Below are 21,695 nucleotides of genomic sequence, written 5' to 3'. Positions count from 1 at the left end.
TTATATCCCATTTGTGTAAAATATACAATACAAATGTTTTCACTATCCTATTTTTCGGTTAAATTTTTGTTTTATTTATTGGAATTAAAAAAAGGTCATAGTTATATGACCCTTGTAATTAATTTTAAAAAGCATAGTATTTATAAAATCCAACCTATAATATTTAAAAGATTAGTTTAATATTTGAATTTAAGATTTATAGATTTGTAAAATTTTGCAAAATTTTACCTTTAAGAAAATATTTTAACTAATTTACAATCTTTTTCCTCTTAAAGAAGCTTATTTTATATTTTTGCAAAAAATTTATATTTTTACTATGTTTTTTATAAAATCTCTAATTAAAGATTAAAAAAAGTTTTTTATAATTCCTCTATTGCTATTAAATCTTCTATGTTTATCCTCTCTCCTTTTTCTAAATAGATAATTTTTTCATAGGAATCTATTTTTTGTACTTTTCCACAAACGTTTTCGTACTTTCCATATATGAAAGAGTCGTCCCTTTTAAAGAAAACAAATTTATAATTTTTTTTAATTTTTCCAGATATTATCTCCGATAGGCGGTAATTTATTAAATCTTTTTGGTCGCTTGCTAGATGTTTTTTTTTTATTTTCTCCTTAGATGATTCGTAAATTCGCTCCTCATATCCCCTAAGAGCTTTAAAGGCTTGAAACTGACAGGCTCTATTTTGCCTTGGCATCCTTGGGTGCTTTAAAGACGGCTTATAGTCTAGGTTAATAATATCCATATATTTTTTATCCATTAGGCTCTATGACCTCCTATCTGATTATTTCTATCTATTCCAGTAGCTTCTTCTTTTAGACTGTCCGCCTTCATAATTGAATTTGCCCCAAATTTTTGTCTAATATTTAGAAGGGTTTTTTGCAGTCTCAACTCTTTTTCCTGGTCCAGCTCAGTTTTGCTGGAATAGTTTTTCTCAAGGTCAAATAAAGACTGCTGCTTATATATTAGGTCTTCCTCCCTAGCCTTTTTTAAATCAACAAGTTCTCCAAAGGAAATTGAAATTTTTCTAAGGTAGAAATCTTTATTTACAATTTTTTCATATATTTCAAAAAATTCACTTTTTAAAGTATTTACAGACATAGTTAGGCTATCAAGTTTTTTGGATAAATGTGCATATCTTGGCACTTTTCGTCCATAGGAATTTATTCTAATTTCTCCCTTGTAGTCATCTTTTATATTTTCCAAACTTTTTTCATCAAAGGATATGGTAAGGGATATGTGGCCAGTGAGCTGAGAGGATTCTATAAGCTTATAGGTAAAATTCTCCACCATTTCTGAAAGTATAGTTTTACCTTCTTCAAAAGAATAGGGTCTAAAAAGAACCTGGCCAGAGGAGATAGAATTTCTCTTTGGCTTATAATTTTTAATATCTTTTATTGTGCATGTCTCCTTCCCCCATGCATGATCAATTAGAAGCTCAGCCCCAACTCCAAAAAGTTTATAGAGAAGGTCCTCACATCTAGAGTCGCCAAATTTATTTAAGGAGGCAAGGCAAATATCTCCCATGGTGTAAATTCCATTCTTATTTAAGGTTTTTTCTGTTCCCTTGCCAAGTCTCCAAAAATCTGTAAGTGGAAGATGGTCCCAAAGTTCTTCCCTATATTTTCTCTCATCTAAAAAGTAAGTTCTAATCCCGTCTTTATCTGCTTTCATTTTTTTAGCCATAATATCCATAGCAATCTTTGCCAAATATAGATTGGGTCCAATGCCTGCTGTTGCTGTAATTCCGGTTTCGTATAGGGCTGCTTTTATTATTTCAAGAAGCATGTCATGGCTAGACTTATATTTTTTAATATAGCTTGTAGCATCTATAAAAACCTCATCTATTGAGTAGATGTGTATATCTTCAGGATGAACAAACCTTTTATATATATTTACTATTTTTGCCGAATAATCTAGGTAAAGGCTCATCCTTGGTCTAGCAATTATAAAATCTACTAGGACCCTATCATCATTTAGATCTTTTTTAAATGGAGATTTTTTAAATTCCTTTATTTCAGGATGCTTTTTTCTCCTAAAATAATTTATTTTACTTATAATTTCTTTAACTTCAAATAATCTTGGCCTACCAGGAACGCCAAATTCTTTTAAAGAAGGAGAAACCGCAAGGCAGATTGAACCATCAGTTCTTGTAGTGTCTGCAACAACAAGGTTTGTAGTAAGTGGGTCTAGTTTTCTTATAGCACATTCAGATGATGCATAAAAAGATTTTAGGTCAATAGCAAAATATACTTTTTCCATAAATTTCTCCTCCTTTCAAGAAAAATAAAATTATATAATAATAAAATCCTTATTTTAAAAGTTTGAAATTCTAGGGTTTAAGAATTAATAAATTAATTTTTTTCTCTAAAACTTTTATATTAAGCTCATCAAGGTAGAAAAGCTCTCCATCATAATTAGCTGGAATTTTTTCGGATAATGACTTTATAGAAAGCTCCTTAATTCTAAATCTTTTAAAATACTGACTTTCTTTATTTTTTCCAAATTTATATTTAACAATTTCAAGTAAAAATCTCCCAAGCTTCATTTTATAAGCTATAACAAGATCCAAAACTCCATCAAAAACTGATGCAGATGGAGCTGGGTTAAATCCTGATCCATAAAATGCGCCATTACAAATAGCCATTATGAGAATATTTGCCTCGTCCTTAACAATTTCTCCATTTTCCAATACAAATTCATAGGAAATCTTATAATCTTTTTTATTTTTTAGATTCTTAAAAACTGACTTAAGATAATTTAGATGTCCAAGGGATGGATTTTTCTCTACTCCAATAAGTGCATCTCTTAATACTACAGAGTCTAAGCCAAGTGAAATAATATTAGCGGCAAAGCTATCACCAAAAGCCATAAGGTCCATCTTTTTGCTTTCAGCTTCAAAGCTAGATTCTATAAGTTTATATGGATCAACATTCTTTTTATATAAATATTTAGCAAAATCATTAGCTGTACCAGTCGGCAAAATTCCAAGTTTTGTTTCAGTTCCAACAATTCCTCCTATCGCTTCGCTTATACTTCCATCTCCGCCTGATATAAATAGCTTAAGATTTTCTCCATATTTTTCAGAATAATATTTTGAAAGATTATATACATCTTCCTTATCTTTAGTAGTTATGATAGTTAGACTATCTAATTTGTTGTTTTTAGAAAATATTTCTTCAATTTTTTCCTTGTTTAAGAGCTTCTTACCTGAGCCCGCTTTTTTAGATAATATTATAATATTTTTTTCCATACTATGATTATACTATACATTTTAAAAAAAGAATATATGTTCCGTGATAAACTTTCTTTTTAATTTAATGAAAAATAAAAAAAAAGACATATCAAAAATATGTCTTTTAAATCAATGAAAAATTTAGATTTCTTTTGATGCTTCTAAAATAGTTTTATAGTTATTTATAATATCCTTAGCATCTTTCATGTATGTTACTCCAACAAGTTCATCTGGATTATATTTTTCTTTAAATTCTTTGAGCTGCTTTTTAACATCTTCCTTGTCACCCAAAAGTTTAATTCCCATTCTAGTTTTTAGAAGAATTTTTTCAGCAGAATTTAAGCTATTTAAAAAGTTTTCAGTTGGATGTTTAAAAAGATCCTTATTCCCTCTAGCTATATCTAGGATTCCCTGCTGAGCTGAACTAAATAAAAATTCAGATCTTTCCTTGCTATCGGATGCATAAGCCAAATATCCTAATATTAAATAAGGCTTTTCAAGATATTTACTAGCTTTAAAGTTATCTCTATATGTTTTTATTGCACTATCTAATAGAGAAGGAGAAAAATGGCCAGCAAATGAATATATAGCGCCAATTTCAGCTGCTATTTTTGCTGAAGATAAAGAAGATCCTAAAATTATTATTGGAATATTCCTACCTGCAGCTGGATATGGTCTTGATTCTAGTGAAGAATCATCTTTATCAAAATACTTCCTAAGTAGGTTTACGCTTTCTAAAAATTTTTCTTCTTGTATGTCTCCTCTATATATAATTTGGGCTGTTTTATAGTCAGTACCTGGAGCTCTACCAAGGCCTAAATCAACTCTACCCGGATACATTACATCAAGCATTCCATAAGTTTCCGCAATCAAAAATGGTATGTGATTTATAAGCATTACTCCTCCAGCCCCAACTCTTATATTCTTAGTCCTCTCAAGTAAGTCTTTAACCATAATGGCTGAGGCTGAACTCATAACATTTGGGGCGTTGTGGTGTTCAGCAATCCAGTATCTATTGTATCCTATTTCATCCGCTGCTACGCAAACTTCTCTGGTCCTTTCGATAACAGCTGCTTCTGTGTCGTTTTCAAAAAAAGGCATAAGATCTAATATAGATAATTTCATCGCATCCTCCTTAAAATGATTTTTTGGTGATTTTTAAATATTATATTCTAATTGAATATACTTATATAATTTTTCCTTTTCTTATGTCTTAATTAAATCACTATTCAAAAATTATATAAAATTTAACTTAATAGCTATTTATATATACCCAATAATAAGGCTTATAAATTGGTTATAAGTAAAATTTTACTTATATTCAATTTGTTTTTTTAAATAAAAAAATCTTGCCAAAAGCAAGACTATAATCTTAATAAAATGACAAAATCCAAATATAAACCTTTAACAAAAATAATCTACTATAAATCAAATTAAAGGGGGTATAAATCAAACTATCCACGCCTTAATAAGCTTTAGATTTACATATTTATATGATTTAGAAATTAATTTTTCTAGGTAAAATTTTTGGATTTTGCCAAAACTATCAATCTTGCAAAAAAGTAAGATTTTTTCTATTTAAATTCCTCTAACCAGATGGGTTTTTGCTCTTCAAGACTTCTCTTACAGTCTAAAATTCTCTGATTAGATGAGCCTCTAAACCTGAGCTTTAAATTCTTTTTTTCTTCTACAAATTTTCCATCTACTAAAACGTCAACCTCTTCTAAAAGTTTAAGTCTTTTTGGGTCATTTATTATTTCTTCGAATGTATAACCAGAGTATGCCCAAATATCTTTTTTTATATTTTTTTTAACTTCTTTTATAACTTCTAAAAGACCATCAACATTTTGAAAAGGCTCCCCGCCTAAAAGAGTAAGGCCCGATACATTTTTATCTTTTAAATACTCTATAACTTTTTCTGTTTCTTTATTAGTCCAGTCATCCCCATAGGAAAAAGATTGATATTCCTTGTTGAAACATCCCTTACAATTATGTGTACAGCCCGTTACAAATATGCTTGTTCTAATGCCTGGTCCGTTGGCGACATCAAACTTTCTTATTTGTGCATATTTCATTATATGTGAAGTACCCTTGCTTTAATTTCTTTGGTTCTGCCTTCATTCCAGAAGTTTTCCCCAAGATAACCGCATGTTCTTCTAATTACAGTAAGCTTTTTCTTGTCCTTATTGTGACAATGTGGACATTCCCACTCATTGTCATCATTTACAATAATTTCTCCGTCATATCCACATTCATGGCAATAATCAAGTTTTGTATTAAATTCTGCATAAGTTATATTGTCTGAAATATATTTTACCATAGTAAGAACTGCTTCAACATTATTAGTCATATTAGGAATTTCTGCATAAGATATACAGCCGCCAGTTGATCTTGCTTGAAAATCTGATTCAAATTTAAATTTAGAAAATACGTCAATTTCTTCTCCAACAAATACATGGTAAGAATTTGTATAATATCCCTTATCAGTAATTCCTTCAACTTCTCCAAACCTTGTTCTGTCAATTTTTGCAAATCTATTTGTAAGATTTTCAGCTGGAGTTCCATATAGGGCAAAACCAATTCCAGTTTCACTCTTCCATTTTTTTACATGGTCATTTAAAACATCCATTATCTTCAAGGCAAATCTCTTACCTTCTGGATCTGTATGAGTCTTTCCAGTAATAAGTAAAGATGCTTCATATATTCCTATATAACCCAAGGATATAGTAGCATATCCACCCTTTAAGAATTTTTCAACTTTTTCTCCTGGTTTAAGTCTTGCAATGCCACCATACTGCCAGTGGATAGGAGAAACATCACTAGTTACATCTTTTAAAAGATTATATCTAAATAAAAGTGCCTTCTTGCAAAGCTCCAATCTCTTATCTAAAAGATTAAAGAAAGCTTCTTCATCGCCCTTTGTTAATAGGCCAATTTGAGGTAGATTAATAGAAACAACTCCCATATTAAATCTTCCATCAAACTTATAATTTCCATTTTCATCTTTCCAAGGAGCTAAGAAAGACCTACATCCCATTGGACTAAAGACATTACCGTCATAAATTTCTCTCATCTTTTTAGCGGAAATATAGTCTGGGTACATTCTCTTTGCTGTACACTCTGCGGCAAGCTTAGTTAAATAATAGTACTTTGAACCTTCATGGTCATTGTGCTCATCTAGTACATAGATAAGTTTAGGAAAAGCTGGAGTAACATATACGTCTTTATCATTCTTAATTCCTTCTATTCTCTGTCTAAGAATTTCTTCAGTTATTAGAGCAGCTTCCTTTTTCGTACTCATAGCCTGGTTTTGTGTACATAAATAAGGTAACAAAAGGTGCTTGACCATTTGTAGTCATTAGGGTATTTATCTGATATTGCATAGTTTGAATACCATCTTTTATTTCCTTTTTTGTCCTCTTAAGTGCAATCTCGCTGGCTTTTTCTTCGTCTATTTCTATATGGTAAATCTCTTTTTGTTCTTCAGTAGCTTGTTTGTAATATTTGTTGTATGATTTTCTCACAAATGGTGCTAGAATCCTATCTATTCCATTAATTGACTGGCCACCATATTGACCGGAAGCAATTTGAGCAATTATTTGAGTAGTTACTGTGCAGGCAACTTGAAAACTCTTTGGCGAATCAATTTTTTTGCCATTGATTACAGTTCCATTTGTAAGCATATCTTCAAGATTTATTAAGCAGCAATTAAACATTGGCTGAATAATATAATCCATGTCGTGAAAATGGATTGCTCCAGAGTCATGAGCCTGAACAATATCTGTAGGAATTAGTTTTCTTCTTGCGATATCTTTCGATACTTCCCCAGCTATTAAATCTCTTTGAGTTGATACTATAAAAGCATCTTTATTGGAATTTTCTGTCATAAGCTCTTCATTTGACTTATTTAATAGTCCAATAATATCATCATCAGTTGTGTTTTCTCTTCTTTTAAATGCTTGAACTGCCTTGTAGTTTTCGTAAGCCCTAGCCGTAGCAGGATTTTTGTGTTCAAGTAATTTATAATAAACTTGATCTTCAATTTGATATATGGTTATATCTCTATTTAAAACCCTTGCAAAGTCTTCAATTTCCGACGCAATTCTATCAGCAAGTCCTGGTGTGTATATTCCAGATGAAGAGTTCATGGCTTTTTCAATGGCTACAACAATTTTTTCTTTATCAAAATCTACTTTTGAGCCATTTCTTTTTATAACTTTCACCCTAAACATCTCCCTTCTTCTTTTAATAAATTATACTACAAATAGTTATCATCTTCAAGAGGATACACAATATATAGTGTATTTTTTAAAAAATAATATGTAAATAATAAATCCCTATTTCTAGGGATTTTAAAGGTAAGTTTTTATAAAAATCAAATATTTTATATTTTTATTGCTTTTAATAAAGCCAATTTTCTTAAAAAATTTATTTTTTTAATGCACCAGCTTTAGCTAGGCTATCAGCTTTTTCATTCAAAATAATGCCTTTATGAGCTTCAACTTTAAAAAATTCTATTTTAATTTGCTTTTTTGCTTCCTGCATAAATTCAAAGTATGTTTTTGTAAGACTGTTATTTCTCTTCCAGGAACCATTTGCCCAATATTCAAGGCCTGTGTAGTCATAGTAGATTGAAATTTTATCAAGTCCATCTTCTATCGCAAGCTTTACCGCCTCCATAGCAGCTAATATTTCGCCTAAAACATTTCTTAAACTTAAATCTCCGACAGCATTTTCTGAAACTAACTTGTAGGATCCTTTTTTAACATAAACCAAACCATATCCAGCAGATTTTTCATTTTTTAAAAAAGATCCATCAACAAAGGCTAGAGCCTCTTTCTCGTCAAGTTTTTTATAAAGCTCATTAATCTCTCTTTCAAAACTATTATTTGACCCAAATAAGGCTATTCTGTCACTATTAGTAGAAGCCATATTTTTATCTAAAAATTCTTTTGCTTCTTCAAGACTTTTAAAACTTTTATAAATTGGAGCTGAAAATCCATCAACTTGCTTCTTGCATTCATCCCAGCTTGTAAAAATCCCAGTAAGTCTACCTTTTGCAACTGCATAATATTTTTTAGGCGCCATATTTTTCCTTGTTTGAATGGGCAAGTCTTGAAGCTGATGCTGCTGCAAGAGCAGCTACAATATCATCTAAGAAAGTGTTAACTGTATCATCTTTTGCCTTATCTATTTTTTCAATTATTCCTATTTTTTTCTTGTCTAAATATCCAAAGTTGGTAAGTCCTATTGAACCATATATATTAACTATAGAAAGAGGTAGAATCTCGTCTATACCATAAAGTCCCTCATCAGACCTAATAACTGAAAGCATAGGCTCAGATAGTAGACCTTTCTCTGCAAGAATATCAATTTCAATTCCAGTTAAGATGGCATTGACTACCTCTCTTTTTGAAAGCACTCTCATTAGGTGGTGCATACAGATATCAAGATTTAAATCTTTTACATAATCTTTTTGTAGAATATAGATAATTTCACAAATATCTTCTAATTCTACTCCTCTTTCTTTTAATTTTTCTATGGCAAAATCTCTTAGTTCTTCTTTTGTAAATTTATATTCGCTATCTTTTAAGTGTCTTTCCATACTGGCCTCCTTTTTTAGCTCTATACTTATATTTTAAGCTATAACAATTTTTCTGTAAATAAAAAATTTTTTAATGTTTTTACTTTTAAACCACAACAATTAATATTAGAAAGATAGGAAAGTAAATTTTATATTATCCAAAAAAAAGCAACAAAAAAACCTGGCTATTAGCCAGGCAAAATTTTAATTATTTAAGTCTTTCATAAACTATCTTTAGAAGCTCATCTCTTTTTTTATTCATCTTTTCGATTATTTCATCAGCTTCCTTGTTAGCTTCTTCAATATATTTTTCATCTTTCATAGCAAGAAGATTGATCTTTACATTAAATATAGATCCTTCAACTCCACTTGTAGCCATAAGAACTCCAACTCCAACGTCAGATACCGCTCCTTTTGTTCCATATTTTACAAAAGGTTCTAATAGATCAAGAACTTCCATGCAAGCTTTAGCAGCTCTTCTAGGAGTTTCTAGAGCAATTTTATATCCTTCTTGAACTTTCTCGCTTCTTAATTTCTTTTCTTCTTCAGTTTCTTTTGGCATAGCAAAAGCTTCCATTACTTTATCAAAAGCATTGGCGTCTTTGTCTACGCCCTTTTCTAATTCTTCTTTTAATGAAAGAAGTTTTTCAGAGCTTTCTCTAAGACAATTTTGAATACTTTCATCATATTCTTTAAACGCTTTTTTGTTAAAAGTTAAAGATCCAACCATTCTTCCAAGGGCAGCTGCAATAGATCCAGCTAGAGCTGAAACTGATCCACCTCCTGGAACAGGTTCATTTGAATCAACAATTTCAATAAAATCATGTACACTTTTTTCAACTAACATTTTAAATCTCCTTTAATTTTTAATTTTATTTTAGTCTATATAGGCTTGTTTCTTATCGTAAACAAGCTCTCCTCTTTTTATAACCTTTTCTACTATATTTACGCCTATTGTATATGATAAAAATTTATAGCGATCTTTATCTAAGATAACTAAATCAGCAAGTTTTCCTTCTTCAATAGATCCAACTTCTTTTTCTCTTCCCATAGCTGCTGCTCCATTTAAAGTAAGTGCTGTAAGGGTTTCTTCTATAGTCATTTTCATATAGATAGTTGCTAGGGCTATCATCAAACTTATAGAATTAGAGTGACAAGAACCAGGATTAAAGTCAGAGCCAAGTGCAACAGCTCCACCATTATCAATCATTACTCTTGCCCTTGCATAATCAGCATTAAGACTAAAAGCAGTTACAGGAAGTAGGGTTTGAATAGTTCCAGCTTCAATCATTTTGTTTATGGACTTATCATTAGCCATTAGAAGATGGTCAGCAGATACAGCTCCCATTTCTCCAGCAAGATATCCGCCGCCAATGTCAACTATTTCATCAGCGTGAAGTTTAAGCTTAAAACCAGCATCTTTTGCTGCCTGTAAAAGTCTTCTTGACTCTTCAATTTCAAAAATTCCCTTTTCAGTAAATATGTCGAAGAAAGTTGCCTTTCCCTTTGCAGATGGAATTCCCTTATTTATCATAAGGTCAATATATCCTTCTTTATTATCTTTATATTCAAAAGGAACATCATGAGCTGGCATATAAGTCTTTACTATATCAAGAGCATGAACACTGTCAAGTTTTTCCATTACATCAAGTTGTTTAAGTTCATTTTCTATATCTAGTCCGTATCCGGATTTTCCTTCTACTGTAGTAACCCCCATAGAAAGCATAGAATCAAGCCTATCAAGTCCTTTTTCATAAAGTGTGTCAAAGGACTCCTCTCTAGTAGCAGCAACAGTTGACTTAATTCCTCCTCCAGCTTCTTGAATTTCCATATAGCTTGCACCCTTAAGTCTCATATCATATTCTTCATCCCTATATCCTCCAAAGATAAAGTGGGTATGAGAGTCGCAAAATCCTGGAATTACAGCCTTGTTTTCAGCATCGATAATATCTCCAGTAAATCCACTTTCATCAAATTTACCTTCAGCAACTTCTACAATTACCCCATCTTCAGTGAGAATATAAGCATTTTTATAAACTTTAATATCCTTCATGCTTTTTCCGCATTTTTTTTCAAAACCAAGTGGGGTTGCAATTTCAGAAATATTCTTTACTAAAACTTTCATTTAGACCTTCCTTTCAAATCAAATTTCTCTTCTGTCTTCTAAGGCTTTGAATAAAGTGTCGCCGTCAAAATACTCAAGATTTCCCCCTACAGGAATACCTGAAGCAATTTTTGTAACAACCACATCAAATTCTTTTAGAACTTCCTTAATAAATATACCAGTCATTTCACCTTCTATAGTTGGGCTTATTGCAAGTATAACTTCCTCTACTCCATCTTTTACCCTATTTTTTAGTTTATCAATCACAATATCAGATAATTCTAAATTTTTTATAGGAGATAATAGATTTCCTAAAACAAAATATTTTCCCCTAAACTCTCCTGATTTTTCAATCGCTATAAGATCTTTAACCGATTCAACCACACATAAAAGTTTACCATTTCTAGATCTGTCACTACATACAGAGCAAATTTCACCATCTGTAAGATTTCCGCAAATAGTGCATTGTTTAACTGTAGACTTAACTAATCTAATTGCTTCAATGAAAGAGTTAACCTTATCATCATCCTCAAAAACTAAAGAAATAGCCAGTCTTTCAGCAGATCTTTTTCCTATAGAAGGTAGTTTTGCAAACTCGGATATTAAATTTTCTATAGGCTCAGGATAATAATCCATTTTATAGACCTGGAATATTTAATCCGCCAGTAAGTTTACCCATTTCTCTTTCAGAAATTTCTTCAATTTCCTTTAGGGCCTCATTTACAGCTGCAACAATTAAATCTTGTAATATTTCAACATCATCAGGATCAACTACTTCCTTGTCTAGCTTAATAGAAACAAGTTCTTTTTTCCCATTTACAGTTGCTTCACAAACACCTCCACCTGAAGATTTAGTTACAAGCTGCTCTTCAAGTCTAGCTTGAGTTTCCTCTAACTTTCTTTGCATTTGCTGCATTTGTTTCATCATATTTCCCATGTTTCCGCCTCTTTGAAATCCACCTCTTGCCATAAAAATCATCCTTTCCTAAAATATATTTTTTTATTTACTTAAATTTTATTTTACCCTCGAAATAATTTAGAAGATCTTCCTTAATCTCTGCATCAGGCTCATGTTTACTAATAGAAAATTTCTCATTAAATCTTTCATCTAAAGTGTCTAAAAGCTCTTGTCTATGCTTCATTATAATTTCCCAGATTATATCTATATCATAAGATAGGTAAATGACTGAATCTTTAATCTTATCAACATAAAGCCTATTTAATAAAGACTCATTAAGAGAAGTTAATTCGCCATTTTTTTCTAGTATATTCTTAAAAATCTCCTTAAAACTATTTTTTAAATCAGTGTATTTATCTGAATCACTTATTAAACCTTCCTTAGATTCACTAGAGCCTTTCTTAGAATCTGTTAGGTTTTCTTTAGTCTCTTTAGCTTCTTTAGTTTCTTTAGCTTCATTCATATTCTTGTTATTGGAGAAAATATCATCAGCTGAATTATAATTTTTCTCTTTTTCTTTTAATTTTTTTTCAAAATCATAATTTGTAGAAGCTATCTTATCCACTGCAGAATGCGCTATAATAGGACTTTTCATTTTTTCCTCTAGGGCCAAAAGCCTTGAATTTATTTCATTTGCTCCTTCAAAATTAACAAGTTTTACCATTGAGCTTTCAAGTATTACTCTTTTTAATTCATAAGTCTTAATCTTAAGCTCATCTTCTAAAAGAGTGTCAATGAAAAAGATAAGTTTCTCATCCCCAACATCCTTATATTTTTCAAAAAAATCTATATCTTCCTTTGAAAAATCTTGGTCTATGCCATATTTGTATAGGATAAGTCCCCTAAAAGTCTCTAGTATGGACCCTAGAAAATCTTTTGCATCTAAAAGCTCACTATATATTTTATCAATTAAGATAAAACATCCTCTTAAATCCCTATTTAAAATCATAGAGCAAATATCTCTTACAAGGTAAGATTCAGTTAAGCCAATTGCCCTTGAAGCACTCATCTCGTCTATTTCTTTTGAAGAAGAGGAAGAAATAACCTTATCTAAAATCGATTGGCTATCTCTAAGAGCACCATTAGATGCCTTTACTATCTGAGAGATTGCTTCATCGCTTAAATTATATCCCAGCTTATTAGAAATATTTTTTAAAGAATAGGCTATCATTTCATCATTTATTCTTTGAAAATTAAATCTCTGGCACCTGGACTGAATCGTTTCTGGAATTTTCGATAGCTCAGTTGTAGCCAGAATAAATATAAGGTGACTTGGAGCATCCTCCATTATTTTTAAAAGAGCATTAAAAGCTTCATTGGTAATCATGTGAGCTTCATCTATTATATAAACTTTATACTTTAAAAAGCTTGGAGGATACATTACCTTTTCCCTAAGATCTCTAATGTCATCGATCTTCCTATTAGAAGCGGCATCCATTTCTACTACATCAATAGTTTCTCCATTTAAAATACTTTTACAAGCTTCACACTCATTGCAAGGATTCCCATCCTTTGGATTCAAACAATTTACTGCCCTTGAAAAAATCTTTGCTGAAGAAGTTTTTCCAGATCCTCTTATTCCGGAGAAAATATAGGCGTGAGAAATATTCCCTGTTTTAATTTGATTTTTGAGAACTTTAATAGTCGCATCTTGTCCAAGCACTTCATCAAAAGTTTTGGGTCTAAAATCCCTATAAATTGCCATAATTTTTCCTCCTTCATCTTTCATATTATACCATAAAAACTTAATATAAAAAAATTTACACCATTTCAAAAGCAAAGCTAATTATTTTCTAAAATTATTTTTAAGATTTTTGATTTGACAAAGAGTAAATTTTTTAGTATAATCTTTTTTCAGTGGAATATGGAGAGTTGGCCGAGTTTGGCTTAAGGCGCACGATTGGAAATCGTGTAAACATTAATAGTGTTTCAAGGGTTCAAATCCCTTATTCTCCGCCATTCACACTAGACGGGGGGTTAGCGGCGCCCTGTAACCTGCAATCCGCTACAGCAGGGTTGAATTCCCAGCTTAGAAAAAAAGAAGTGGTGGCTGCATTTAGCAAGTGATGTTGACCTTTGGGTCTTGCGCAACAGGGCGCTATGAACCATGTCAGGTCCGGGAGGAAGCAGCATTAAGTAGTTAGTTTTGTGTGCCGCAAGGGTGCCTGAAGCGAGTTGGCTACTAAATTAACGCATTGTGACTTTTTTGCGAAGCTGGGTGTGTGATACATATTATTTTTGGAATAAAATTTTCCTAATTAAAAACCTTCATTGCATTTTATAAAATACAAAGAAGGTTTTTTAATTTATTTTTTTAATCTACCAGTCATTTGAGTATAAAGTTTTAGTTTTTCAACTAAATCTTCACTAAAATCTCCCTTTTTCATTCTCCATTTCCAATTTCCAGACCTAGTTCCTGGAAAATTCATCCTAGCAGAATTATCAAGACCAAGTATATCTTGCATCTGAAAAATTGCCGTTTCAGCAACAGAGGTCATACCGCCTCTAATCATTCCCCAGTTATATCCTTCATCCTTTGTTAAATTAAGATATTTTTTTGCAAAATCCACTTCTTTTTGGTCATGATCATTAATCCATCCCATAATTGTATCTGAATCATGAGTTGCCCCATATACAACATAATCTCTTTCAATATTGTGCGGAAGATAGTCTGAAGATGCATCTGGACTAAAGGCAAATATAAGTATTTTCATTCCAGGAAATCCAGTTTCTTTCCTAAATTCATAAACTTCCCTTGTCATATAGCCAAGATCTTCCGCTATTATTGGAAGCTCTCCCAACTCTTCTTTTAACTTAGAGAAAAGCTTCATCTTAGGTCCATCTACCCAGGATCCACCTCTAGCAGTATCATCTCCAAAAGGAACTCTCCAATATGATTCAAATCCTCTAAAGTGATCAATTCTAATACAATCAAAAATTGAAAATAGCCATTTAAATCTATCTACCCACCACTTATATTCAGTTTTTTCGTGAACCGGCCAGTCGTAGCAAGGGTTACCCCAAAGCTGACCGTCATCTGAAAAACCATCAGGCGGGCAGCCCCCAACCCAAATTGGTTTTAAATTTTCATCTAGGCAAAAAAGTTCTGGATTTGCCCAGCAATCTGAGCTGTCTTCAGCGACATATATTGGTAGGTCACCAATTATTTTTATGCCATTTTGGTGGGCATATTTTTTCAAGTCCTCCCATTGTTTAAAAAAATGATATTGAATAAATCTATAGAAGTTAACCTTGCTATAGTTATTATTTTCAAATTCTTCTAGGGCTTTTTCATCTCTAAATTTGTACTTGTCTTGCCACTCTTGCCAGCTTTTTCCATAATTTTCTTCTTTTAAGGCCATAAACTGAGCATAGTCATTTAACCAAAAGCTATTTTCTCTACAAAATGATGCAAATTCAAGTGAAGACTTGTCAAATTTCATATAGGCTTTTTTTAATGTATCAAATCTTTCATTATATAGTTTGCCGAAATTGACGTCCCCGTCTGAATACTCGTTTTTTACATAACTAAGATCATCATTAGTTAGTAGGTCAAGATCTCTTAAATATTCAAGGCTGATAAAGTAAGGATTGCCAGCAAAGCTTGAAAATGATTGGTAAGGAGAATCTCCAAATCCCGTAGGGCCAATTGGCAAAACCTGCCACCAAGTTTGCTGAGAACTGGCTAATTTATCAATAAATTCCTTTGCTTCATCCCCCATGCTTCCAATCCCATATTCATTACTAAGTGAACTTATATGGAGTAAGACTCCAGCTGTTCTATTTTCACTAATTTTTTTAAAGTTATATTTTTCGTCCAATCTAAAACCTCAACTTTTTTAATTAATTCTTGCAGTTGTTTTTTCATCGAAGAAGTGAAGTGCATCTAAATCAAAAGTAAAATTATGGTTCTCATCTATTTCATATAAAAAGTGTCCTGGTTGTGAAACTACTAGCTCTTCGCCATTTTTGCTTCTAATATGAAGTAATTTTTCCTTTCCAAGCATTTCTATAACTTCAACCCTAGCTTCAAATGAATTTTCCTCAGATTTTTTTGCAAGAAATCTTTCAGATCTTATTCCCAAATAAACATTTTTACCATCATAATCTTTTAAAGCTTTTTGGTCTTCATCTTTTGGAGTGACAATTATATCTTTTAAATCTGAAACAAATCTTCCACTTTCCATCTTACCCTTTATAATATTCATAGTAGGTGAGCCAATAAACTCTGCTACAAATAAATTTTCTGGCTTATCATAAAATTCTTTTGGCTTTCCAAATTGCTGAATTTTACCCTTATCTAAAAGGATTATCTTATCTGCCATTGTCATAGCTTCAGTTTGATCGTGAGTTACATAGATTGAGGTTGTTTCAAGATTTTTGTGAAGTCTTACAAGTTCTACTCTCATATGCTCTCTTAGTTTAGCATCCAAGTTTGAAAGAGGTTCATCCATTAAGAAAACACTTGGCTTTCTAACCATTGCTCTTCCCAGTGCAACCCTTTGTCTTTGTCCACCAGATATATCAGATGGTCTTGAATAAAGATAATCTTCAATTTGTAAAATTTTTGCAGCCTCGGTAACTCTCTTATGGATTACTTCCTTGCTTTCTTTTTTCATCTTAAGTGAAAATGCCATATTATCATAGACTGTAAGATGAGGATATAGGGCATATGATTGGAAAACCATAGCAATGTCCCTATCTTTAGGAAGTACCCTATTCATAAGTTTATCTCCAAAGTAAAGCTGACCTTCAGTTATAGATGTAAGACCTGCAATCATTCTGAGTAGAGTTGATTTGCCGCAGCCAGATGGGCCTAAAATAGCGCAAAACTCTCTATCCTCAATTTCAATATCTATATTTCTAATGGTAAATTTATCTCTACCTTCGTATTTTTTTCCAATATTTTTTAATATTACTTTCATATTTCCTCCTAGCCCTTTACTGACCCACTACTTAAACCAGAAACAAGTTGATTTTGTAGGCTAATAAATAGAATAATAATTGGTATAGCAGTAAGAAGTCCTCCCGCTGCAAAAGCAGGCGCATTCATTGTTCTAACATCACTTATTAGAGTGTAAAGTCCTGTTGCTAAAGTGTACTCAGATGGATTTGTTAAAAGAATCTTTGGAAGCATATAATCCATAAAAGGACCAATGAAGGACCAAAGAGCAATTATAGCAAGCATAGGTCTTACAATTGGCATTATAATTAGCCTGTAGACTTCAAAGTTAGAACAGCCATCAATTCTTGCAGCTTCGTCAAGTTCCTTTGAAATTGAATCAATATACCCCTTTAAAATAAAAGTATTAGAAGCAATTCCTCCACCAGAATATATTAAGATTAGCATTACAGTTCTAGAAAATACAGGAATTATACCACTTACTATTGAGTGAATAGCATAATAAGCCGTAATCCCTGCAAATGCCGGAATTGTTTGTATTAACATAATTGCCATAAGACTCGCCTTTTTACCTTTAAATCTGTATCTAGAATATGCATAGCCAGTAAAAGATACGATTACTAAAGTTAATAGGGCAGTTGAAAGTGCAATTAAAATAGTATTTTTAACCCATTTTAAAAAATACGTTTTATTAAATAGGTAATTAAAATGCTTAAAGGAAAATTTAAAATCACCAGCTAGTGAAATATACCTTCCCTGCTCTCCATTGAAACTTGAAATTATCATGATAGCTAGTGGCCAAATTATAAGAATAGCCCAAGCAATCAGAATAATATATGAAAGTATAAGTGAAATTACGCCTACTGTATCTAAAGGCTGACTGTCAGATAAATATAATTTTTTTTTCTTTATTTTTCATAATAAGTTAACTCTCCTTAAATGCCTTGGTATTCTTAAATCCTATATAAGCAAAGAACATTAAGACTAAAGAAATCAATATACTTATAGCTGCTCCTAGAGCCTGATAATTAGATTCCATTGTTAGTTTATAGATGTAGGAAATCAAAATATCTGATGAGCCGGCTAAGTTACCATACTTACTTGGATTAAAAGGTCCTCCTCCATTAAATAGGTAAATAATAGAGAAGTTATTAAAATTGAATGTGTACTGGCTTATGAGTAGAGGTGCCGTTTGGAAAAGTACAAGAGGAACGGTAATCCTCCATGTCTTTTGAAATCCAGTTGCTCCATCTATATCAGCACTTTCATATAAGTCTTTAGGAATACCTTGAAGTACTCCTGTAGATAATAAGAAAATATATGAAGATCCAAGCCATCCTTGTAGTAAAATTAGAGATATTCTTGTCAATGTTGGGTTTGATTTTACATCCAATGTTACATTGAATAGATTTTTAAAAAGCTCTGTGATTGGTCCCTGCCTACCTACCATTAAACTAAAAAACATTATTGTTATAAATGCAGGCACAGCCCAAGGTAGTAGGTAAATAGTCCTAAAAATTGGCTTAGCTTTGATTCGTTCTTGGTTAGCAAGAAGTGCTAGAATAAAACCAATTAAAATAGCAAGTGTAGTTGCCCCAAGAGTCCAAATTATTGTCCAAAGTAAAATATGCCAGAAAGCCTGACCTGCAACTCCTCTTCCTAAAAATAGAACCTTATAATTTTCTATACCAATCCAGTTGAATTTAGATTGATGATTTGGATCAAGATTTGTAAATGATATTAAGATTGCTGTAATAATTGGAATGAGTACAATAAAAATTGTAAGAAGATATCCAGGAGATGAAACTAAGTATGGAAAACCATCGCTAGTTAAAACCTCTTTGCTTTCAAACCAATTTCTTGGCCTAATTCCTTTTATTTTTTCCTTTTCAACCTTATTAACATCTTTAAAGGAAGAAATAAATATAAATATAGCAAATATTAAAAGGATAATGGCTATTATTCCTTCAATCATAAACATAATTGACCTATCAAGTCTTCCTCCACCTTCAGCTAGACTTATTAGTCCATAAACTCCTTCGCCTTGATAATTTCCATATCCTAGAGCGTATGGAATAGCTATTAAATAGGAAAAAAAGACTTCCAAGGAAAAATAAAATTCCCTTCACAAATTGACCATTTAAAAATTGTCCTAATCCTGGAATTAAAAAAGTTAGGTAGGAAATAATTGGCTTTTTTTGAATAGCCTCGATAGGAGTTGTCCTTCTAATGTTAGAAATATCAGACTCCATAACATTTGTCATAGATTTTATATCTATCTTTCTCCTATGTTTGATATTAGCTATTTTGTCTTTTAGAGCAGTAGACTCGTTTAATAATTCAATTTGACTTATATTTTCCTGATGTTCCTTTTTTAAAGCGTGACTCTCAGCCTTTTTAGCCTTCTTGGAAATAAGTCCATCAGAAAACTTTTTATTTATTTCATTTAGTTTTTCCCTATAAATCTTATCTTCTTCTTGCTTTTTTAATGCAATTTCTTTTTCTTCCTCTTTAATAATAGAGTCACTAAGACTAGAAAGCTTTTTTTCACTCTCTTTAAGTTTTTTATTTAAACTCTCATAGTAGGACAGAATATTTGGTATATGTTTTTCTTCTATCTTTGAAATATCATGCTCAAGAACTGCATCATAGGTTAAGTCAAGATAGTCTTTATAAAATTCAATTTTTTTATTAGCTTTGCTAAACCTAATTTTAAGGTTTTTTATTTGCCTACTATCTTCATTTTTTATATTCGCATCAATATTTTTTAATGAATTTAAAAAATTTTTTTCTTCATTTTTAAATTTTCTTATATTTATATTGTAGGGATGAGTGTTTTTATCTACAGTTCTACCTTCAAGCACATCCACAATATACTGATTCTTTCTTTTATGGATACCGCCAAAGCTATCCCTTATCTCTAAATTATAATTCATTTTCACCCTCACTAAAGTTCGGTATTTTCAGTATGAAGTAGAAAAGTAATATATATAGCAAAATTCCAAAGTAAAAAAATAAAGAATAAATTTCAAATTTACTAATTTTAAATACTAATTTAGACAAAACCATAGCCGAAAGAACAAACTTAATAAGGCCATTCATTCTTAGTTTTTTCCTAGTAAAAACCAAGAAAAGACTTATTATTAAAGGCTCAAGAATATCTATGATATAATTAAACATTAAAAAATTAATATATTCTCCCATGCCCTTCCCAGTTTTTTTTTGAAAAAAATCTCAAAAAGTTCTATTGACTTGGCTTTAATAAGACTTTCAAAAGTTGCAAGACTTATAATTAAAATCGTTACAATTAGTATTTTTGTTATATATTTTTCTTTTCTCAACTTATACTCCTAAATGTTAACCGGGGAAGTCCCCGGCTAACTATTTTTTATTAAATTAATTTCCTATATTTTCCATCATTGAATTAAATGATGCTTGAAGTTCCTTGTATGCATCTTCAGCACTTGTAGGCTTAACATTGTTCCAAGAAAGGATTGCATTCTTCCAAGTATCCCAAACTTTTCCATATTCCTTGAATATTGGTCTAGGTTCAGAAATATTGTAAGATTCAATAACATTCTTTATAACAGTTTTATCTGTATCTGAAAGATTAGTTTTGTCATATTCTTCAGCACTTACATTTGGAAGAATCTTTCCAGTAGCCTTAAATAATTCTTCTGCATTTTCAGGTCTTAATAGTTCAATTATAAAGTTTTCAGCTAGGGCTTTTTTGTCTTTATCTGCTTCAATTCTAGCATTTATAGCCATAGCCCATCCACCTTGCCAGTGGCTAAGTGGCTTGGAGTTAATAGTTAAGTGGTTGATTGGATAAATCATAAGATCATCCCCAGCTTTTTCAATATTGTCATTAATTTCCCATGGACCGCCAAGTCTAATTACTCCATTTCCACCAGTTTTAAATTCATCTCCTATATAAGCCCAACCTTCATCCTCTCCAGAGAATATTGGTGAATTTGCTTCATTGTGTTTCTTCCAATATTCAAATAGAGATTCAAAAAGTTTTTGTTGATCTTTATCTAAATCTTTAAAATCTTTAGTTAAGTCAGAGATAAATTTACCATTATCTTCTTTTAGTAAACTTAAGTTTGCTGAGTTTGTAGCTGCAACTCCAAACCATGCATCAAAGAATGGTAATAAAACATTAGCAGGGTCTTTAATATCATTTATTTCAATTGGTTTTTCAATGTCAATTCCTGCTTTTTCAGCATTTGCCTTATTTACATAAGTTATAAGAGTTTCAATATTGTATGGGAATCCTAGATAATCATTATCTACTTTGAAAAATCCGCCTAAACTTTTATCAAAGTCATCATATCCGCCGATTTGTTTTGCCATACTTGGAGCATCCATGGCTCCTAAAACATCTTGACTTACAAGGTCAGTAAATCTGTCAAGAGGAAGTGCAAACACGTCCGCAAAGTCAGGGTTAGTTGCATCGGTACTTTTTAAAATATCAAGATGGTCAAAAGATCCTATTTCTTTAAGTTCAATCTTAGAATCAGGATTTTTTTCAAGAACCTTATCAACAGCTTTCTTGTAATAATCCATCCAATCTTTTTCTACCTGTACAACAATTTCGGCTTTTAAGCCCTCAGATGTAACTTCCTTACCTGAGTTATCATCGCCTCCGCTTCCAGTTTTTTTAGCGCAAGATGAAAATATCATCAAAGCACATAGCCCCAAGGCTATAAATTTTTTAAATTTTGTTTTCATATATATTCCTCCTTAATATTAATATTTTGAAAACGATTTTACAAAAGTATACACTTATACTTTGTACTAATATTATACCCTAAAAAAACCATTTTTTTAACGGAATTAGTATAAATAATATCTAGTGTTTTTTTAATAATATCTAATATTATAGAAATGATTTCATAATATTTTAT

Annotated in this window: 19 protein-coding genes, 1 tRNA gene, 1 other RNA gene and 1 pseudogene; 2 read left to right on the top strand and 20 right to left on the bottom strand. The window is 31.3% G+C overall.

The window, feature by feature from the left end; translation table 11 throughout:
• Nucleotides 1-359: 359 nt before the first annotated feature.
• The 13 genes and pseudogenes from VLK81_RS03175 to dnaX all read right to left on the bottom strand — a co-directional run bounded on the left by VLK81_RS03175 (nt 360) and on the right by dnaX (nt 13,587).
• On the bottom strand, nt 360-761 hold the full coding sequence (locus tag VLK81_RS03175; protein WP_324619152.1) for a hypothetical protein: 402 nt from the start codon (nt 759-761) through the stop codon (nt 360-362).
• The gene (locus tag VLK81_RS03170; RefSeq protein ID WP_324619150.1) at nt 761-2,263 is read right to left on the bottom strand and encodes a Y-family DNA polymerase; all 1,503 of its coding nucleotides are present in this window, start codon (nt 2,261-2,263) and stop codon (nt 761-763) included. The genes VLK81_RS03175 and VLK81_RS03170 overlap by 1 nt, the downstream gene beginning before the upstream one ends.
• 70 nt (nt 2,264-2,333) lie before the next feature.
• Entirely contained in the window at nt 2,334-3,254 is a 921-nt protein-coding gene (locus VLK81_RS03165; protein WP_324619148.1) for a diacylglycerol/lipid kinase family protein, read from the bottom strand.
• 123 nt (nt 3,255-3,377) lie between these two features.
• Nucleotides 3,378-4,361: an MsnO8 family LLM class oxidoreductase gene (locus tag VLK81_RS03160; RefSeq protein WP_324619147.1), complete on the bottom strand. Its 984-nt coding sequence runs from the start codon at nt 4,359-4,361 to the stop codon at nt 3,378-3,380.
• A gap of 449 nt (nt 4,362-4,810) precedes the next feature.
• Complete coding sequence (gene nrdG / locus VLK81_RS03155; RefSeq protein ID WP_324619146.1) at nt 4,811-5,311, bottom strand: anaerobic ribonucleoside-triphosphate reductase activating protein; 501 nt, start codon at nt 5,309-5,311, stop codon at nt 4,811-4,813.
• A pseudogene (gene nrdD / locus VLK81_RS03150) lies at nt 5,311-7,468 on the bottom strand (anaerobic ribonucleoside-triphosphate reductase). The gene nrdG and the pseudogene nrdD overlap by 1 nt, the downstream one beginning before the upstream one ends.
• 196 nt (nt 7,469-7,664) lie before the next feature.
• The gene (locus VLK81_RS03145) at nt 7,665-8,324 is read right to left on the bottom strand and encodes a ribonuclease H family protein (protein ID WP_324619145.1); all 660 of its coding nucleotides are present in this window, start codon (nt 8,322-8,324) and stop codon (nt 7,665-7,667) included.
• Nucleotides 8,314-8,841: a phosphatidylglycerophosphatase A gene (locus VLK81_RS03140; protein WP_324619144.1), complete on the bottom strand. Its 528-nt coding sequence runs from the start codon at nt 8,839-8,841 to the stop codon at nt 8,314-8,316. Before VLK81_RS03140 ends, VLK81_RS03145 begins: the two co-directional genes overlap by 11 nt.
• A 187-nt stretch (nt 8,842-9,028) precedes the next feature.
• Nucleotides 9,029-9,667, bottom strand: a complete 639-nt coding sequence (locus VLK81_RS03135) for a cyclodeaminase/cyclohydrolase family protein (protein WP_324619143.1) — start codon at nt 9,665-9,667, stop codon at nt 9,029-9,031.
• A 30-nt stretch (nt 9,668-9,697) separates the two neighbouring features.
• On the bottom strand, nt 9,698-10,945 hold the full coding sequence (gene hutI, locus VLK81_RS03130) for an imidazolonepropionase (RefSeq protein WP_324619142.1): 1,248 nt from the start codon (nt 10,943-10,945) through the stop codon (nt 9,698-9,700).
• A gap of 18 nt (nt 10,946-10,963) precedes the next feature.
• A complete protein-coding gene (recR, locus tag VLK81_RS03125) occupies nt 10,964-11,560 on the bottom strand; it encodes a recombination mediator RecR (RefSeq protein ID WP_324619141.1) in 597 nt (198 codons plus the stop codon).
• Nucleotide 11,561: 1 nt separating this feature from the next.
• The gene (locus VLK81_RS03120) at nt 11,562-11,894 is read right to left on the bottom strand and encodes a YbaB/EbfC family nucleoid-associated protein (protein WP_324619140.1); all 333 of its coding nucleotides are present in this window, start codon (nt 11,892-11,894) and stop codon (nt 11,562-11,564) included.
• 34 nt (nt 11,895-11,928) lie between these two features.
• Nucleotides 11,929-13,587, bottom strand: coding sequence for a DNA polymerase III subunit gamma/tau (gene dnaX / locus VLK81_RS03115; protein WP_324619138.1), 1,659 nt, complete (start codon nt 13,585-13,587; stop codon nt 11,929-11,931).
• A gap of 161 nt (nt 13,588-13,748) precedes the next feature.
• Between dnaX and VLK81_RS03110 the strand changes: the two genes are divergently transcribed.
• Both VLK81_RS03110 and ffs read left to right on the top strand, forming a co-directional pair.
• Nucleotides 13,749-13,841, top strand: a tRNA-Ser gene (locus VLK81_RS03110).
• 1 nt (nt 13,842) lies between these two features.
• Nucleotides 13,843-14,108: signal recognition particle sRNA large type (ffs, locus tag VLK81_RS03105), an RNA gene on the top strand.
• 80 nt (nt 14,109-14,188) lie between these two features.
• Here the strand turns inward: ffs and malQ are convergent.
• From malQ to VLK81_RS03070, 7 genes are all read right to left on the bottom strand, one after another.
• Nucleotides 14,189-15,703 carry a 4-alpha-glucanotransferase gene (malQ, locus tag VLK81_RS03100; RefSeq protein WP_324619137.1) on the bottom strand — a complete coding sequence of 505 codons (1,515 nt, stop codon included), beginning with the start codon at nt 15,701-15,703 and terminating at the stop codon, nt 14,189-14,191.
• 18 nt (nt 15,704-15,721) lie between these two features.
• Nucleotides 15,722-16,807, bottom strand: a complete 1,086-nt coding sequence (locus VLK81_RS03095; RefSeq protein ID WP_324619136.1) for an ABC transporter ATP-binding protein — start codon at nt 16,805-16,807, stop codon at nt 15,722-15,724.
• Between the two features lie 8 nt (nt 16,808-16,815).
• Nucleotides 16,816-17,571 carry a sugar ABC transporter permease gene (locus VLK81_RS03090; RefSeq protein ID WP_324619135.1) on the bottom strand — a complete coding sequence of 252 codons (756 nt, stop codon included), beginning with the start codon at nt 17,569-17,571 and terminating at the stop codon, nt 16,816-16,818.
• Nucleotides 17,572-17,710: 139 nt separating this feature from the next.
• Nucleotides 17,711-18,892, bottom strand: coding sequence for a carbohydrate ABC transporter permease (locus VLK81_RS03085; RefSeq protein WP_324619133.1), 1,182 nt, complete (start codon nt 18,890-18,892; stop codon nt 17,711-17,713).
• Nucleotides 18,795-19,721, bottom strand: coding sequence for a hypothetical protein (locus VLK81_RS03080; protein WP_324619131.1), 927 nt, complete (start codon nt 19,719-19,721; stop codon nt 18,795-18,797). The genes VLK81_RS03085 and VLK81_RS03080 overlap by 98 nt, the downstream gene beginning before the upstream one ends.
• Before the next feature lie 243 nt (nt 19,722-19,964).
• Nucleotides 19,965-20,126, bottom strand: a complete 162-nt coding sequence (locus VLK81_RS03075; RefSeq protein ID WP_324619129.1) for a hypothetical protein — start codon at nt 20,124-20,126, stop codon at nt 19,965-19,967.
• 55 nt (nt 20,127-20,181) lie between these two features.
• Entirely contained in the window at nt 20,182-21,519 is a 1,338-nt protein-coding gene (locus VLK81_RS03070; RefSeq protein ID WP_324619128.1) for a sugar ABC transporter substrate-binding protein, read from the bottom strand.
• Between the last annotated feature and the right edge of the window lie 176 nt (nt 21,520-21,695).

The organism is Citroniella saccharovorans, assembly GCF_035481615.1.
GTDB lineage: Bacteria > Bacillota > Clostridia > Tissierellales > Peptoniphilaceae > Citroniella > Citroniella saccharovorans.
This window is presented reverse-complemented; position numbering and strand designations above follow the sequence as displayed.

What these genes read in the sequence shown, in the direction of transcription:
- VLK81_RS03175 (WP_324619152.1), bottom strand. Translation starts at nt 761, where the DNA reads ATGGATAAAAAATATATGGATATTATTAACCTAGACTATAAGCCGTCT.
- dnaX (WP_324619138.1), bottom strand. Translation starts at nt 13,587, where the DNA reads ATGGCAATTTATAGGGATTTTAGACCCAAAACTTTTGATGAAGTGCTT.
- hutI (WP_324619142.1), bottom strand. Translation starts at nt 10,945, where the DNA reads ATGAAAGTTTTAGTAAAGAATATTTCTGAAATTGCAACCCCACTTGGT.
- VLK81_RS03170 (WP_324619150.1), bottom strand. Translation starts at nt 2,263, where the DNA reads ATGGAAAAAGTATATTTTGCTATTGACCTAAAATCTTTTTATGCATCA.
- VLK81_RS03140 (WP_324619144.1), bottom strand. Translation starts at nt 8,841, where the DNA reads ATGGAAAGACACTTAAAAGATAGCGAATATAAATTTACAAAAGAAGAA.
- VLK81_RS03135 (WP_324619143.1), bottom strand. Translation starts at nt 9,667, where the DNA reads ATGTTAGTTGAAAAAAGTGTACATGATTTTATTGAAATTGTTGATTCA.
- VLK81_RS03090 (WP_324619135.1), bottom strand. Translation starts at nt 17,571, where the DNA reads ATGATAATTTCAAGTTTCAATGGAGAGCAGGGAAGGTATATTTCACTA.
- VLK81_RS03145 (WP_324619145.1), bottom strand. Translation starts at nt 8,324, where the DNA reads ATGGCGCCTAAAAAATATTATGCAGTTGCAAAAGGTAGACTTACTGGG.
- nrdG (WP_324619146.1), bottom strand. Translation starts at nt 5,311, where the DNA reads ATGAAATATGCACAAATAAGAAAGTTTGATGTCGCCAACGGACCAGGC.
- VLK81_RS03160 (WP_324619147.1), bottom strand. Translation starts at nt 4,361, where the DNA reads ATGAAATTATCTATATTAGATCTTATGCCTTTTTTTGAAAACGACACA.
- VLK81_RS03080 (WP_324619131.1), bottom strand. Translation starts at nt 19,721, where the DNA reads ATGAATTATAATTTAGAGATAAGGGATAGCTTTGGCGGTATCCATAAA.
- VLK81_RS03095 (WP_324619136.1), bottom strand. Translation starts at nt 16,807, where the DNA reads ATGAAAGTAATATTAAAAAATATTGGAAAAAAATACGAAGGTAGAGAT.
- VLK81_RS03165 (WP_324619148.1), bottom strand. Translation starts at nt 3,254, where the DNA reads ATGGAAAAAAATATTATAATATTATCTAAAAAAGCGGGCTCAGGTAAG.
- VLK81_RS03070 (WP_324619128.1), bottom strand. Translation starts at nt 21,519, where the DNA reads ATGAAAACAAAATTTAAAAAATTTATAGCCTTGGGGCTATGTGCTTTG.
- recR (WP_324619141.1), bottom strand. Translation starts at nt 11,560, where the DNA reads ATGGATTATTATCCTGAGCCTATAGAAAATTTAATATCCGAGTTTGCA.
- VLK81_RS03120 (WP_324619140.1), bottom strand. Translation starts at nt 11,894, where the DNA reads ATGGCAAGAGGTGGATTTCAAAGAGGCGGAAACATGGGAAATATGATG.